At 32.4% G+C, this 15,234-nt stretch carries 14 protein-coding genes and 1 other RNA gene; 7 read left to right on the top strand and 8 right to left on the bottom strand.

The annotated features are described in order from the left end of the window. The first annotated feature begins 205 nt into the window (after positions 1 to 205). The gene (gene kdsA, locus ES676_RS07515; protein ID WP_148369704.1) at positions 206 to 1,024 is read left to right on the top strand and encodes a 3-deoxy-8-phosphooctulonate synthase; all 819 of its coding nucleotides are present in this window, start codon (positions 206 to 208) and stop codon (positions 1,022 to 1,024) included. Positions 1,025 to 1,040: 16 nt separating this feature from the next. Next, positions 1,041 to 1,841, top strand: a complete 801-nt coding sequence (locus ES676_RS07510; RefSeq protein ID WP_148369703.1) for an META domain-containing protein — start codon at positions 1,041 to 1,043, stop codon at positions 1,839 to 1,841. A gap of 412 nt (positions 1,842 to 2,253) precedes the next feature. Here the strand turns inward: ES676_RS07510 and ES676_RS07505 are convergent, their stop codons facing one another. Then, a complete protein-coding gene (locus ES676_RS07505) occupies positions 2,254 to 3,462 on the bottom strand; it encodes an NAD(P)-dependent oxidoreductase (RefSeq protein ID WP_148369702.1) in 1,209 nt (402 codons plus the stop codon). A 558-nt stretch (positions 3,463 to 4,020) separates the two neighbouring features. Here ES676_RS07505 and ssrA point away from each other — a divergent pair. Beyond that, positions 4,021 to 4,416: a transfer-messenger RNA gene (gene ssrA, locus ES676_RS07500) on the top strand. 327 nt (positions 4,417 to 4,743) lie between these two features. Here the strand turns inward: ssrA and ES676_RS07495 are convergent. The 7 genes from ES676_RS07495 to ES676_RS07465 all read right to left on the bottom strand — a co-directional run bounded on the left by ES676_RS07495 (position 4,744) and on the right by ES676_RS07465 (position 10,864). Further along, positions 4,744 to 5,169, bottom strand: coding sequence for a hypothetical protein (locus ES676_RS07495; protein ID WP_148369701.1), 426 nt, complete (start codon positions 5,167 to 5,169; stop codon positions 4,744 to 4,746). Between the two features lie 301 nt (positions 5,170 to 5,470). Next, on the bottom strand, positions 5,471 to 6,568 hold the full coding sequence (locus ES676_RS07490) for a DUF6371 domain-containing protein (RefSeq protein ID WP_148369700.1): 1,098 nt from the start codon (positions 6,566 to 6,568) through the stop codon (positions 5,471 to 5,473). Beyond that, positions 6,555 to 8,138, bottom strand: coding sequence for a DNA primase family protein (locus tag ES676_RS07485; protein ID WP_148369699.1), 1,584 nt, complete (start codon positions 8,136 to 8,138; stop codon positions 6,555 to 6,557). Before ES676_RS07485 ends, ES676_RS07490 begins: the two co-directional genes overlap by 14 nt. 3 nt (positions 8,139 to 8,141) lie before the next feature. After that, complete coding sequence (locus ES676_RS07480; protein ID WP_148369698.1) at positions 8,142 to 8,450, bottom strand: helix-turn-helix domain-containing protein; 309 nt, start codon at positions 8,448 to 8,450, stop codon at positions 8,142 to 8,144. A 6-nt stretch (positions 8,451 to 8,456) separates the two neighbouring features. Beyond that, positions 8,457 to 8,738, bottom strand: coding sequence for a helix-turn-helix transcriptional regulator (locus ES676_RS07475; RefSeq protein WP_148369697.1), 282 nt, complete (start codon positions 8,736 to 8,738; stop codon positions 8,457 to 8,459). A gap of 83 nt (positions 8,739 to 8,821) precedes the next feature. After that, positions 8,822 to 9,499 carry a hypothetical protein gene (locus ES676_RS07470; RefSeq protein ID WP_148369696.1) on the bottom strand — a complete coding sequence of 226 codons (678 nt, stop codon included), beginning with the start codon at positions 9,497 to 9,499 and terminating at the stop codon, positions 8,822 to 8,824. 63 nt (positions 9,500 to 9,562) lie between these two features. Next, positions 9,563 to 10,864, bottom strand: coding sequence for a tyrosine-type recombinase/integrase (locus ES676_RS07465; RefSeq protein ID WP_148369758.1), 1,302 nt, complete (start codon positions 10,862 to 10,864; stop codon positions 9,563 to 9,565). Between the two features lie 733 nt (positions 10,865 to 11,597). On the opposite strand from ES676_RS07465, the gene ES676_RS15175 reads away from it, so the two are divergent. The 4 genes from ES676_RS15175 to ES676_RS15085 all read left to right on the top strand — a co-directional run bounded on the left by ES676_RS15175 (position 11,598) and on the right by ES676_RS15085 (position 14,868). Further along, entirely contained in the window at positions 11,598 to 11,723 is a 126-nt protein-coding gene (locus ES676_RS15175; protein ID WP_262712303.1) for a hypothetical protein, read from the top strand. Positions 11,724 to 12,013: 290 nt separating this feature from the next. After that, positions 12,014 to 12,214: a hypothetical protein gene (locus ES676_RS07455; protein WP_148369695.1), complete on the top strand. Its 201-nt coding sequence runs from the start codon at positions 12,014 to 12,016 to the stop codon at positions 12,212 to 12,214. A 533-nt stretch (positions 12,215 to 12,747) separates the two neighbouring features. Continuing rightward, complete coding sequence (locus ES676_RS07450; RefSeq protein WP_148369694.1) at positions 12,748 to 13,311, top strand: TetR/AcrR family transcriptional regulator; 564 nt, start codon at positions 12,748 to 12,750, stop codon at positions 13,309 to 13,311. Between the two features lie 75 nt (positions 13,312 to 13,386). Next, positions 13,387 to 14,868, top strand: a complete 1,482-nt coding sequence (locus ES676_RS15085) for a peroxiredoxin-like family protein (RefSeq protein WP_246124361.1) — start codon at positions 13,387 to 13,389, stop codon at positions 14,866 to 14,868. Positions 14,869 to 15,234 lie beyond the last annotated feature (366 nt).

Here is a 15,234-nt window from a genome sequence, read left to right as displayed (position 1 = left end):
TTTATTTATAGCATTCCCTCTTTTTTTATCAAAAAAAAGGACCGCGCTATTCGCTATATCTTTTTAATGCTTAATACTTTAAAGCATTAAAAAGGATGCCGCTACTATCGCTAATGCGCCGCTAAAAACGAGCCGTTTTCCGTCCTAAAAAAAAGTTTTCAGTACCATTACAAATAGTATCTTTGTATTATTATAAAAAAAGCTTATGACACTTCAAGAGATTCCAAAAATAAAACATACCACTAGTAATAACTTCTTTTTATTATGCGGTCCTTGCGCCATAGAAAGCGAAGAAATGGCCTATCGCATTGCTGAAAAAGTAGTAACTATTACCAACAAATTAGAAATCCCTTACATCTTTAAAGGCAGCTTTAAAAAAGCAAACCGTAGCCGTATTGATAGTTTTACGGGTATTGGCGACGAGAAGGCACTAGAAATTCTTAAAAAAGTTTCAGAAAAGTTCGATATCCCTACCGTTACCGATATTCACGAAATTAGCGATGCTACCCTAGCTGCACAATATGTAGACGTATTACAAATTCCTGCGTTTTTAGTGCGACAAACAGATTTAGTTGTTGCGGCTGCAAAAACAGGCAAAGTGGTGAATCTTAAAAAAGGACAGTTTATGAGTCCGGAAGCAATGAAACACGCTGTACAAAAAGTAAAAGACGCAGGTAACGAGAAGGTATGGATTACCGACCGTGGCACTATGTTTGGCTACCAAGATATGATTGTCGACTTTAGAGGCATCCCTACGATGCGCGAGTATGCACCAACCATTCTAGACGTTACCCACTCGCTACAACAGCCTAACCAAAGTGCAGGTGTTACTGGTGGCCGACCAGATATGATAGAAACTATTGCCCGTGCCGGAATCGTTAATAATGTCGACGGCCTTTTTATAGAAACACATTTCGATCCTGCTAACGCAAAAAGTGATGGTGCTAATATGTTACACTTAGATAATTTGGAACACTTATTATCTAACCTAGTAGCCATTAGAAAAACAATAAATACATTATAATTCCCCATAGCCCTTTATGAACAAATCTCTAGTTTCGGTTCTTACGTGTACCCTATTCGTAGTTCTTTTTAATTGTAAAAGCGATACAGCTGCGCCTTCCGAAAACACGACGCAATCGGAAGTTAGCAATGATAAAACAAGCGATAGTGATCTTACAAAACCTATATCTACTTACTTTATTGGTTTTGGGTCAGACTCTATATGGACGCTAGATATTTCGAATCAGTTTATTTCATTCTCATCGGAAGACAGTACTTTCGAGAATTTTAAAATTAAAACGCCAGGAATTATTCGTGCAGCAGATGCTAATATAAAACGCTACCAAGGCCCTACTGCTTTAGGTGATGTGGTAGTAACAATTGCTAAACAAGAAACCGAAGACCAGCAGTCTAAACCAAACTATAAAACAACGGTAGAGTTCACTAATAAAAAAGACAAGACTTCAAAATCATTCGAAGGTTTTGGTAAGTATGTTATGGACTACCGATTGAACGCCACTTGGATTTTGGAATCTATAGGCAACGTTGCTGTTTCTGTTTCCGATTTTAACGAGAAGCTTCCCTTCTTAATTATAGACACCGTAAACAAAACATATTCTGGCTTTAGCGGGTGCAATGGTTTGGGCGGTACTATTTTCTCGGAAAATGACCTTCTTCGTTTTAAACACGGGATGAGCACGCTAATGGCTTGCCCCGATAATAAAGAAAAGCTGTACCGTAAAAAATTACAAGCCTCGACACAGTATAAGGTTACCGATTCTCATTTGGAATTATCCAACCCAGAGGGCGCAACTGTTACATTTAAAAAAGCGGAGTAAACTGCCAATAGTTAGGGGTAAACGCGAGTAGCATTCGTGTGTATGGTTGTGTTTTTTTGCGACCATTAACTATTGCGCTAACACCGTCATTACTCTTTTTTCTATAGTTAGCCTCTCTGTACCCGTGGATCGTTTAGTCCGAAAGTATAATAACCAAAACCGAGGCCTAATGCGATTAAAAATTCGTTACTAAGTATTATTGTATACGTTGCCCAAAACTACGCCCCAGCGCACAAGCCTGACGCGTTCAAAAAAGAGTTGCTCTATATAAAATTCTCTCCTGTAAATGGAATAACGTGTCCAATAGCTCTATTTACTTAGTCAGAATATTTAGCAATACCATAGAAAATACGTCTAAACACAAAAAACCACGTGACTACCACGTGGTTTTATATTTTATAGTTTAAAAAACTTACTCTTTACCGTCTACATAATCTTGCAGATACGCAAAACGTCGCGTTAATTTCCCATCGTTGGTAGTTATACGCGCTCGTTTTAAAATACCGCGTTCATCGTCATTAAAGAACGCGGGAATAACGTGTTCTAAAAAAGCTTCGCCAAAACCCTCACTGGCATCTTTTGGTAATTCGCACGGCAAATTATCGACTGCCATTACGGTGATTGTATTTTTAGTACCGAAAGGGACTTCTTTTTCGTTTTTAGGATCGTAACCATAAAACGGATTAGCAATAGTAGAGGGTCGCAAAGTACACGCCACAGGCCCATCGATATCACAAGAAATATCGGCCACTAAATTAATACGAAACTCAGGATTTCTGGCATCTTCTCGGGTGAATAAAAACGGAGCACCGTCCCCATAAAAATGACCTGCTATAAACATATCGGTTTCTTCAGCGTACGGCATAAAATTACTTTCGTAACCGGCAGGATCTTTATAAAATTCGTACTTATCGCCTACTTTACCATCCGTACGTTTATTGTATTCCATAACATCGGCTAAACAATAGACAGGCTCTGAAAACGGCGATGTTAAATACAGCGCGTCACCAACTTGCCTAATATTTAGGTGGTCTAATATCTCCCGTGCGCCTTTAGCGACTTTACCTGTTCCGGTAAGTACTATTTTTATGTTAGGAATAACAATTTTATCCAATTCGGCTTTTACAGCAGTAAGATCTTTTAATGTTTCTACTTTTGGTAATGTAAATAGTTTATCTCTAAGTCCTAAAGCTCTAAACCCATTATAGGCACCAACGAGCCCAGCGTAACGCCCAAAACCAATAAGTCGCGATCCCGTTTGTCTTACAATGGTTTCATGATCGTATAATTCTATATTCTTTTCCAAAATAGCCTTTAAAAGCTCTCGGTTATAGGGTTGCTTTTTTATGGTGTGACTAAAAAAAAAGTATTTTTTATTGGGAATTAAAGCCGCGATAGGTACTTCTTTAACGCCAAATAGAATATCGGCGTCACTAATATCGTTCGAGATTGTAAAGCCCATTTTTTTATAGTCGGCATCTGGAAACACTCTAATATCTGAAGCTTCGATAACCACTTCGGCTTCAGGATAATTTTGTTGCACTATTTTTAATGCTTGAGGGGAGAACACTACCCGACGATCTGGGGGATTTTTGCGCTCTTTAATAATAGCAAACTTCATAGACAGTTCTTGGTTTTAAAGTTACGCCTGGTTTTAAGGCCTTGCTAAAATACTGTTAAATTAAATTGTTAACAACAATTTGCATTAGAAACCCACACAATTGTATAATTACTTTTTAAGTCCTGCGCACCATTACGGGTTGCATAAACACCGTTGGGGTGTCGTTTTCGCTATGTAGCGTGGTGGTGACACCTTTTATTTATTTTATCGTAGTGGTAATAGCATACGGTTTTGCATTGCCTTGAGCGTAGCCTGTGCGCCAAATATTATAGTAGCGGTGATACTTTTATTACTATTTTACGTCTACGTTGTATGGTTTTAAAACACTATCGTTTTATTTATTATAATATTTTCATAAAAGGACAGGGTTTTGTTGTTAACTCTTTAAATTGTATTAGCTTTGTAGTCCTTGAAATTTGTTATCAGGTTTCTTGGTTGGCGCGTTAGGGATTGCAGCGACATCCTTTTGCTTTTTTTTGGCAAAAGATATAGCGGAAAGCCCGACACTATGAAGCTAAAGCGAAATAGAGTAACGCACTAAAAAAAGTATCTTTAATTGGGGTCGACTGGTTTTGACAGCGAGATTAATTAAACGGTAAGCACGTCGTGTAATGATTTTGAAACACGTAAAAGGCTAAGTCAACTTTTTAAACGGCGAGAATAACTACGCTTTAGCTGCCTAATCCGAATTATAGTAGGATTAAGCCTCGGTACACTAGGTGTACGAGCTTTATGTCTCCGGAAAGCCTTGATTGACGGCGTTCCATTTGAGACATCGTAAATGTCAAGATAGATTAGGTGCCGCTTTGTCGCCTAATTGAAACTAAAGAAGATAAGTTGTAAGTGGGTTTTCTTTAACCAGCTTGCGAACGAAAATTCAAGAAAAGAATAAACGTGTAGAAAACTCTTTGGTGACTTGTTTGGACGAGAGTTCGATTCTCTCCGACTCCACTATTAAAAACCCTAACTTACTTATTATTAAGTAGTTAGGGTTTATTTATTTTATTATTTGTACGATTTTTGTATTGCCAATGATTTTACATCGGTTTAAACTGCTTTTTAATCAAATAAAATAAGTTTTTTTTAAAGCTTCATTTCGTACATTTAATACATAGACAATTTCACACCTCATTTAATCAAAAGAAATCAATAAAAGATAAAACTTCAACAGTTTTCACTACTGCCATAAACAAAAAACCTCAACCAATCATTAAAATTAGTTGAGGTTTTAAAACAAAACTTTTAGTCTATTAAAAAATAGCAATGATTATTCAATCAATATTATAAGTTTTCAGGAAATATTTTATTTATAAATTTTTCATTTACATACCTCATAACAGAAGAATTACCGTTCTCAAAAATAGTAGTGTAAATATTTTTACCTTTTTTCTTAAACTCAAACACCTTACCTTCTAATTCAATATTTTTTTCTTTGGTGTCGTTTTTAAGCATATCTAACATCGTATTTTTAAACTGTATTACAGTTTCTCTATCTCCTATCACAAAAGTTTTAATATCAGTAATATGTCTGTATTTTAAATTTAAATAATTAACAAAATAACTTCCGTCTGAAGACTTATTTAAACCAGCAATAAAAACAGTGGCTTGTTTGACATTTGATATTTCTTCTGAACCAACATACTCTTTTATTTGAGCCGACAAATTAAAAGATAAAATCATTGCAATGAGTATTATTGTATTTTTCATATTGTATTTATTTATAATCAAATATAACAAATCATAATTTAAAAAATTCGCTATTACTTACTTTCGCTACATTAGAAAAAAAAACATTTATCAATAGTTACAAAATTCCCACTCATCACTTATCTATTTACTTAAATGGTCGCACTAGATAACTATAAATAAATTTGAAAAAAACTTGAATAATCAAAAGAAACCAACATTTGATATTTAGATATTACAAACATTAATATAAATTAATATTTAATTCTAATACAATCTAACTGTTAGAAAAAATACTCCGCTAGAAGCAAATTTCATAATTTTAGTTTAAAGTGTTTGTCATTATTAAATAATAATCCGCTAAATCAAAACCAGCTTCAAAATCTGTTTGCTCAATAATATTGCTAACTGCTATTTTAAACCCTAATTTATTTAACTCAATAGCTTTATTATTCCAGTTGTCATATTCGCCCTTATCAGGGAACGCAAAACAATTTCTATTTTTAAGAGGTTTCAGTAAGTCAAATTTAAAATTACATTTACTGCCAGTGGCTAACCAAATAAAATCAGGCAAAATAATACTCATTACAATTGCTGTTTTTTCACTCTCAACTATTGCAATATCTTTTTGGTAGTCTTCATTGATTAGATGTAACCCAAATAAGCATTGGTTTAGAATAAAATCAGGCTCTTTAATAGCTTTATGCAACCAATTAATATGACTGTAAGGCTTTTTTACTCGGCTTCCTGTGGCACTATTATAAAGCATAATTTTTGCACCTCTTAATTGCTCTTTATTATCAATTTGCCAAAATACGGTTGCATTATTCCAAAAGAAATTTGCACCACTTAAATAATAATTCAATACTGCATTTGCAACCTCATCTTTTGTAAAAATAGTTTTTAAAAACTCGGTTAAATTATCACTTACAGGATTGCCAAAAAACATATCATTTAACAACTCTAATTTATGAAAACTGGGTTTCTTTGGTTCGCATTTTAGTATCGTTTTAGCTTCATTAATTAAACTAACATTATCAATATTAAAATACTTAATCTCATTTGAAAAGTAATTAATTGTTGAGGTCTTTAAATACCATTCTGTAATAAAACAATTCTTTGTATTCTGCTCTAATATCTGTGACTTTGGAATAACTGAAATAACGCCGTTTAAATCAGTTAATTTAAAAGCCTTAACACTTATACTGACTAATGACAGAAACGGTATTAAATACGCTTTTTTACCCTTTGAGGGTGCTTTATGATAACCGCAATTATTCTCTCGGTCACATCTACCATAATTATCAGCTAAGTAGTTGCCCGTTTCTGTATCGACGTAATAAACAAACGTCTTTTTATTACAGTCAGGGCAAACATACTTTTTACTGCTTTTATCTAAGGAATATTTAAAACGCTCCACTAGAGAAAATTTTATCTGACTTCACATAAGCCACATTACCAATACTTTTACGCTCTACAAGTATTTTAAAGTGACCTAAACGTTTCATAAAATTTGACTTATTTACAGGTCTGAAACCGTCTTCAATACAAAACCTTTTATATTGTTCGTACAGATCGGTTATTGTAGTGTATTCCGTTGAGCTTTTATACTCAAAATCTTCAATAAACATTTTAACGCTGTCGCTTTGCTTTTCGTAATCATTACGAGCATTTTCAACGGCTTTACATTTACTAAAATTCTTTTGCTTTAATATACGGTCAAGCCCTTGCAATATCCAGTTAAAAACGCCCGATAATTCGTTGTTAATTATTTTGTTTGCTAGTTCCTTATCTTGTTTAGCTTCAGGAATTGTAACATCAAAACCAATGATTAAAAACCGTCTAAAAAAAGCGTTAGTATGCTCAACATCTTTTGGCAACTCATTACAGTTAAAAATAAGCTTTGCATAATCATTTATTATAAACGGTTCGCCGTATGGTAAACGCACGCTTAAAGGTTCGCCCGATGCCATTTGTTTAAATATATCCGTTTCTAGTTTGCCGTTTATTTCACTTGCATAATTAACAAGCTTATTACCAATTTTCGCCCTGTAATATCCGTTATCATTTGTTAAGTCCTGTAATGAATAACTGCTAAAATTTTCAGTTCCTAAAAGCGAGTTGAGTATTTCAAAAAATACACTTTTACCATTTGCACCAGTACCATACAGAATAAGCATTTTTTCAAGTTTTAATACACTTGGCTTTATAAAAACATAACCGCAATATTCTGCAAATACTTTTTGTTTTTCTACGTCGGGCAAAACCTCATCTAAATACTTTTTAAATAGAGGTGCGTTTGCATCAGGATTGTATTCAAATGGTAATTGGTGCGTTAAAAAATCATTTCTATTAAACGCTCTTAGTTCTCTCTTTGTTGGTGTTATTTCAAACGTTCCGTTTTGTAGATTAATTAATACGTTCCGTTTGTTAGCTTTTGGCGTTGGCAAATAAGAGTCTGCCATAAATTGTTTAAATAACTCATCTTTGAACGTATGTATTTTAGCTTTGAATTTTTCAACGCCCATTTTCAAAGCCACGTTACCTAAAAAGGATTGAAAACTCTCTTTGTTTACTTCATTCCAATAACTGCCATTATACAAATAAATAAAACCGTTCTTTTTACATAAGCCCCAATTATTAGACTTTGCAATTTTTAAAAGTTGCTCTATACATAATACTAAATAATGATTTTTACTAAGCTTATAACCACTCAACTTTTTATTGAGTTTATTGTATTGCTTTAGTTCTGTTTTATTGTCTTTATTAAAACTGCCATCTGCATTATAGACAAAAGGCTTCAAGTCCTCAAGTTGCTTTTTTACATCTTCAATATCAGGAAACGCCAAAATATTAAAATCTATTTGCCCGATGCTGTTTGATAGTTCCTGCAATATGTCATCAGTTGTTTTTTCTATTGGTTGTAAACCGTCTGAAAGCTTTGAAATATCGTTTTTGATAAGCTTTTTTAAATTTTCTTTATCTCTCATAGCCTAAAACATTTTTAATTGATTAGACTTCGGGAATAAGCTCGGGTTTGCCGTATATTCATTTACATAAGGATAACCTGTAATTGAGCATTTGCGTTTTTTAATAATTGCAATTTTATTTTGCTCAATAAGTGTATCAATATATCTACAAATATTTTCACGCATTACACCTGTATAAATATCGACTTCTTTCATTGTCATAGGTTTTTGCATTAAAGCATTATAAACCTTTTTTAATTGTGCTGTAAATTGCTTATTTTTACCTTGTTCTCTACCAAAAGAATTAAGGCTTTGTTTACTTTGTGTATTCATAGCCTTTTATTTTTTAAGTGGTTTTAAACTCTCAATTAATTCCGCTTTTTTGTAGTATCTGCGGTTTGCTATGCCATACGCTTTAACTTTGCCTTTGTTAGTCCACGCCCATAACGTCGAACTGTCGATTTGAAGGAATTTACAAGTTTCTGCTCTAGTTAATAACTCATCAGGATTGTGAGTATTAATTTCTTTTTTAAAGTCTTCTAGTTGACTTTTTACGCCGTCTTTGATTAACTCGCTTAACCTTTCAGGAGTTACATTTTGTAATAAAATTGAATCTGTCATCTTTACGATATTTAATATTTATATCGCAAATATGGTTTGATTAACAGGTGTTTATAAACACAATATTGTGCTTAAACCGTTCTTTATTTGTGCTTATTTTGATATTTATCTTGAATAGAGTTGAATAAATCTGTTTTTTTATTAGTTCCGCTTTGACGACTATCTATTTTATCAATATGAATGTCTAGCACAGATAGAAATTCTATGAATTTTGCTCCATTACAAACCAAATAATCTTTGTCTAAAGCATAGTATAGAAAACTATAATAAGCTTGTTTATTAGTCTTTTTTTTATAGATATAATGTATAGCTAAAAAAATAGAATATCCAATATCATTTTTAAAAACTTCTATGTATTTATTCTCTTTTATCTCATCAACATTAGCATTTTCAAATTGTTGAGGTTGCTGTAATTCATTTAAAAGATAATCTTTATATCTATTCTTTAAAATTTTGTATTCATTTTTATTAATAGTTAATTTTTCGAGTGCTTCTAGTTCTAAATCTATTTTTTCAGTAGATGCAAAACTTTTATTATAAGTTTCCATTCGCTGTTGATAGAAAACATCTTTTTTTTCATTCCAGTTTGTTGGTGTTATTATACTATCATTTGTTTTTGCCCAAACAGTTTTGTTTTTATCCATTTTATTAATCTCATCTTTAGCTAACATATCACTAAAAGTATCTAATACATTAACCTCAACGAATATTTGAAAAAAATGACAATCTGCAGAACGTTGACTAATTGAATTTAAACTCATTTTATATTTATTTATGTAGAAAATGCACTAAATGTACATTAAAATATAACTATTTATTTTTGCTTAAAAGTATTTAGTCATTTCAAGTGCTAAATCTTTATTGCTTTTACCTATGTAATTTAAAAACATTGCTTCGGTACTATGTCCTGTAACGTATATTAAATAAGTAGTGGGAATTGTACCATAAAAGTTAGTTGCAAAACTACGTCTCCCGATATGCGACGTTACTAACTGCCATTTTTTGTAAATTCCTGTTTTCTTTCTGAATATTCCGCTCTCGGGTTCGGTTTCTATTAACTTACTGCCTTTTATTAGCTCATTAAGTTCTGCGAGTTGGCAAACTATTTTTATAAAGTCATTATATTTTTGGTCTGAAATCTTATAAGGGAATTTGCCGTTTCTTTTGTTTAGTATTTCAATAACTTTACTATGAAGCGGAACGGTCATATTTTTACCAGTTTTCTTTTGAGTAAATTCAATAAGATGTTTACCGTTTTCAACTCTTATTTGTTCATCACTAAAACGCATAAAATCTGAAATTCTTTGCCCTGTGTACGCTGAAATAATTAACCAGTCTTTTGCATTATCTAAACTATCTGTTAATTTGTCTTTGCTTATATTTTCAATTTTGTTGAGGTCTTCAAATGTTAAGTATATTTTATCTACTTTCTGCCTATCGACTCTTAAACTGTCTAATTGAGGGTTTGTTTCAAGTCCTAAAAAACGAGCGTGTTTACAAAAGGTCTTAATAAATACTAACTCTCTTTGTATTGTGTTTTGAGAGTACATTTGCTTTTTTTGATAATTGACAAACTCATTCTTAAAGCTATCGTTAATATCTTTAATTAAGATTTGCTTTTTACGATATGCTTCAAAACGTTGTAACTTACTTTTGATAACATTATACTTTCGCTTTGAGGTTTCTTTTATTTCGTTTTTACGATACTCAATATAAAAATCAATGTAATCAATTAGATTAGTTGGTATGCTAGTTTCTGTTTTTGGATTGTAGTAATAATCAATTTGAGTTTGAAGCCACTCTTTATTTATTGTATCAGGACTTACAGAATTGAACGCTTTTAAAATATGGTTTTCAATTTTATTAAGTTCTGTATTGATTTCTGTTTGTTGGTTTGTTACCTCAATGTCTTTAGACTTTTTTTTGTGCTGTTTAGTCCAGTAGTATTTTGTAACCTCTAATTGAGTCTTTGCACCAATAATATAATCAGTATAAGGATATTCTTTGGGCTCTTTTGTTTTTTTATCTATTACAATAGACGGCTTATCATTATCACGATATAATAATCTTATATTAAGATTTGCTTTGTCTTTAGTTGAGCGATATAAAAAGTTAACCGATGCCATATTAATTAAATTACAATACACTACAAATATAATTTATTTGTACGGTATTTGTACGGCTAAATACAAAATACATCAAATTAAACAAAACTAAACAAAAACCACAAATCTCTTAAAATACTATGTATATTTGAGTTTATTAATAAGATTAGCGAAAACACTACACAAACATACAGTGATACTTTTGATTATAGTGCTCTCTCCGACTCCACTTCAAACCCTGTAAATCAATGATTTACAGGGTTTCTTTTTTAAAGGTAACAAATTGGGTGACTTATTTTTCTGTTAATAACTATTTCCTTTATAAAATTCACCTTTTACCATTTCCACATATTCAACATCGTTTCGTAGTGAGTTGACACTATGATATATTGTTGTGTGTAATATTTCCAAAATTGGTGTTTACAATATTGTTGAAAACTAATAATAGTATTTACTTCTACTACACTGAATTTTAAATGCTTTTGTTTATATAAATTCTAATCAATAATGTAATGAACAAGAAAAAATCATCAAGAAAATTGCAAGTCTTGCATCTAAAATTTTAACCGATAATAAAAGTTCTGCAACTGCTAAAAAATTAGCTGGTTCGGAGCTTTCTCAAACCAAAAGCAAAAATCAAACTAGTGCAAAAATGGAAGAATTTACCTCTTCTGTTTTACAAAGTAAAAAGTATAATTCCGAAACCAAATCATTAGCTGGTTCAGTTTTATCACAGTCAAATAAAAAAAGATAAATGAACAAATTTGAAATTCTATCATTAGTTATCGCTTCATTGGCATTGATAGTAAGTGGTATTGCTGTCTATTTATCTGGAAAAGCAAATAACACCAATAAAAAATATTTCGTCGTTAAGGAGTAATTCACCTACATGTGGCGTGGCAAGGCATAAATGATATTGATGAAAATAATTTAATCGGTCCTGATGTGGTAAAAGCGGTTAACGCCCTTTCTTTAACCGCTTCTCTATGGAATCACGATGTAATAGAAAAAAGCATTTTATATCAGACATATTGGATTTCATACAAAGATTTATACGATACTTTGAACGGAATAAACAAATTAGTCCCAGGTCATAAAAAGACTTGTCGAAGGCTTATGAAGGGATGAAAACTACAGATTTATCAACAATAACACAAACTAAATTATAAAATGGACGATTACAAAGTATACCAAAAAGTAAAAGATGCTATTCAGGCAATTGAAGACTTCAAAAAAATGCTAGATAAAGGCGAGTCAAGCGCTTGGAATAAAGAGATTAATGAAGGACTTATTGAATTAAGTAAAAAAAGACATAGACTTGCTTCTTCTGGACAAGCTTGTAATTGTTGTGGAAGATCAGGAAGGGCATAAACAACACACACAATCGAATATACGACTAACAATCAGTCTATTACTAGTACGCCGCTCACACCACTACACTACCCTTTTGGTAATCTTTGTGCGTTGCAATGGTTTGGTTGCTTACCCGAATAAATAGGCCTCTGTATGCCGTTTCTGCTTGGTCTATCCTGAGCGAAGTCGAAGGGTCTGTACCGACTTTTGTAGTCTCTCTTCCTTCAGAGCTACTTCACAGTTACCGCCCTTGCCACTTACTAATGCTTCTAGGCGTTACCCCAGCGCATAAGGGACTTACACCCTTAAGTTTAACTTACTTTGCTATAAGTAAAAGACGCCCATACTGGGTACTCATACGGTGTTTGAAATCATAGCACCCTAAGGAATGCTACGCTTCATATACTAAACTATGTGCCTTAACGAATATTAACTTAGACAACAGCTTCCCTTCTCTTATTCAACTTTGCATATTGAAATTATAAAATAAATGATAAAATACATATTTATTTCTAACCGATTGTTTAGTTTTGTGTTGTATTATAGAAACAATGGCAAGAAAAAAAGAATATAACGAAGATGAAGTAGTTGAAAAAGCAATGAACCTTTTTTGGAGAAATGGCTACGAAACAACCTCTATGCAAATGCTCGAAAAAGAAATGGGTATTAACAAATTTTCTATATATGCTAGTTTTGGAAATAAACAAGGACTTTTTCTTGAAAGCCTAAAATACTACAAGATTAAAGCAAGTGCTTCACTTGAAAAATTTAAAAATGCAGAAAATGGAGTGGAAGCTATTAAACAATTTTTTAATGATTCAGTTAATCCTGAATACAAAGAAAACAACCAAAAAGGTTGCTTCGTAACCAATACATATAACGCGTTTTCTGAAAGTGAAGATTTAATAATAAAAGAACAAATGGCTGCTTTTATGACTAATCTAAAAGCCTTATTCATTGCAAAGTTAGCAATGGATTCTAAAAAGGATAAAGATACCGTATTGAAACAAGCTAATTATTTATTGTTGGCAAAGCACGGTTTAGCTGCTGCTGCTAGAGTAAATACTCAAAAAGAGATTAAAGACTATATTGAAATGGTATTTAAAAACGTATAAAAAAAATTACACAATATCTAAACGATTATTTAGATAAAACATTTAAGAAAGTATTAACAGAACTAATCGGTAAAAATGAAAACAACTATTCTAACAAGCATCATTTTAAGTTGCATATTCTTATCATGCAAAAATGATAAGACAACAAATCAAGAAGAGGAAACTGCTATAACATTTAAAAACAAAGGGCACGAACTGGTTTATAAAATGGTACAGGAAGTAGGAAACTACACTAGTCTTTACAACAAAAAAGATGTAGTCTACACCTACACATACCAAACTCCAGATACTAAAGCTGATATTTCGACAGAGAAATACATTTTTGATGGAGAGTTATCTTATGGAAACTATAAACAACATGAGAGAACATTGCCTCAACTTGAAGGAGTAATAGAACAAGGGTTTGACGGAAATGAGTTTTGGATAAAACACAACGGTAAAATAATTACAGATAAAACCGCTTTAAAAAGGGTTGCTTTTAATAGACCTACCAATTTTTATTGGTTTACTATGATGCAAAAATTATTGGATCCGGGATTAAATTATGAACATCTTGGAGAAGAAACAATAGATAATAAAACCTATGATTTAGTAAAAATCACGTTTAACACTATTAATGAAAAGCCTACTGACATCTACCATCTTTACATCAATAAAGAAACATTATTAGTCGATCAATTTCTTTTTACTGTTGCTGACTTTGGAAAAATGGAAATTCCAAATTTAATGAAGCTTGAGTATGAAGAAATAGAAGGTATGTTATTACCAACAAAACGGAAGTACAAAAAATCTACTTGGAATGCCGCTGTAGATAGTACTGAATGGATCAAGGTAACTTGGTCGGATATTAAATTCAATAATGGATTAACAAAAGAAGATTTTAAAAAAGAGAGCGGTATGCAAAACAATAACAGAACATCCCTTAAATCAAAATTGGATGAAAAGAAAGAAAATTTTGAACTTAAAGCAGATGACAATAAAAAAAGAGCCTATAAAGAAGGTCAAGAGTCTGTTGAGAAAAGTGGAATCGTTAGCTCAGCAAAACAAGTAGGTGAAAAAGCTCCAAATTTCACGCTAAATAATGCACTGGGACAGCCTGTAGAACTGAATAATTATTTAAAAAAAGGTAATGTAGTTTTGACTTGGTATAGAGGTGGTTGGTGCCCATATTGTAATATCACATTACACGAATTACAACAAGAATTACCAAACTTTAAAGCAAATGGGGCTACATTAATTGCCTTAACACCAGAATTACCTGACAAATCAATTAGTACAGCAGAAAAACATGATTTAGAATTTGAAGTTCTAAGTGACCTTGGGAATAAAATTGCCAAGGAATATGGAATCGTATTTAAACTCACAGATGAAGTTGCAGAAATGTACAATAAATCATTTGATATGAACGGCTACAATGGTGACAAATCAAATGAGCTACCTTTAGCAGCAACATACATCATAAACAAAAGTGGAGAAATTATTTATGCTTTTTTAGATGCCGATTACCGCAACAGAGCAGAGCCTTCAGAAATAACTGCTTTTCTCAAGAAAAATTAGTGAAATTAATGAAGTGGAGACTGGCTACAATCGCGTAGACGACTGTAAATAAAATAATTACTAGTACACCGCTCACACCACCGCACTACGCTTTTGGTATGTTTTGTGCGGTGCAATGGCGTGCTTGCTTACCCGAATAAATAGGCCTCTGTATACGGTTTCTGCTTAGTCTATCCTGAGCGAAGTCGAAGGGATCAGTACCGAGTGTTGTAGTCTCTCTTCCTTCAGAGCTACTTCACAGTTACCGCCCTTGCCACTTACTAATGCTTCTAGGCGTTACCCCAGCGCATAAGGGACTTGCGTTTAATTACTTACTCTGCAGTAAGTTAAAGATGCCCATACTGGGCACACACCGTCTAAACTTTA

The organism is Bizionia saleffrena, assembly GCF_008086175.1.
Lineage (GTDB): Bacteria > Bacteroidota > Bacteroidia > Flavobacteriales > Flavobacteriaceae > Bizionia > Bizionia saleffrena.
This window is presented reverse-complemented; position numbering and strand designations above follow the sequence as displayed.

Excerpts from the sequence above, each read along its gene's own strand:
- ES676_RS07495 (WP_148369701.1), bottom strand. The coding sequence starts at position 5,169 with ATGAAAAATACAATAATACTCATTGCAATGATTTTATCTTTTAATTTG.
- ES676_RS07450 (WP_148369694.1), top strand. The coding sequence starts at position 12,748 with ATGGCAAGAAAAAAAGAATATAACGAAGATGAAGTAGTTGAAAAAGCA.
- ES676_RS07470 (WP_148369696.1), bottom strand. The coding sequence starts at position 9,499 with ATGAGTTTAAATTCAATTAGTCAACGTTCTGCAGATTGTCATTTTTTT.
- ES676_RS07505 (WP_148369702.1), bottom strand. The coding sequence starts at position 3,462 with ATGAAGTTTGCTATTATTAAAGAGCGCAAAAATCCCCCAGATCGTCGG.
- kdsA (WP_148369704.1), top strand. The coding sequence starts at position 206 with ATGACACTTCAAGAGATTCCAAAAATAAAACATACCACTAGTAATAAC.
- ES676_RS07510 (WP_148369703.1), top strand. The coding sequence starts at position 1,041 with ATGAACAAATCTCTAGTTTCGGTTCTTACGTGTACCCTATTCGTAGTT.
- ES676_RS07465 (WP_148369758.1), bottom strand. The coding sequence starts at position 10,864 with ATGGCATCGGTTAACTTTTTATATCGCTCAACTAAAGACAAAGCAAAT.
- ES676_RS07485 (WP_148369699.1), bottom strand. The coding sequence starts at position 8,138 with ATGAGAGATAAAGAAAATTTAAAAAAGCTTATCAAAAACGATATTTCA.
- ES676_RS07455 (WP_148369695.1), top strand. The coding sequence starts at position 12,014 with ATGGACGATTACAAAGTATACCAAAAAGTAAAAGATGCTATTCAGGCA.
- ES676_RS15175 (WP_262712303.1), top strand. The coding sequence starts at position 11,598 with ATGAACAAATTTGAAATTCTATCATTAGTTATCGCTTCATTGGCATTG.
- ES676_RS15085 (WP_246124361.1), top strand. The coding sequence starts at position 13,387 with ATGAAAACAACTATTCTAACAAGCATCATTTTAAGTTGCATATTCTTA.
- ES676_RS07475 (WP_148369697.1), bottom strand. The coding sequence starts at position 8,738 with ATGACAGATTCAATTTTATTACAAAATGTAACTCCTGAAAGGTTAAGC.
- ES676_RS07480 (WP_148369698.1), bottom strand. The coding sequence starts at position 8,450 with ATGAATACACAAAGTAAACAAAGCCTTAATTCTTTTGGTAGAGAACAA.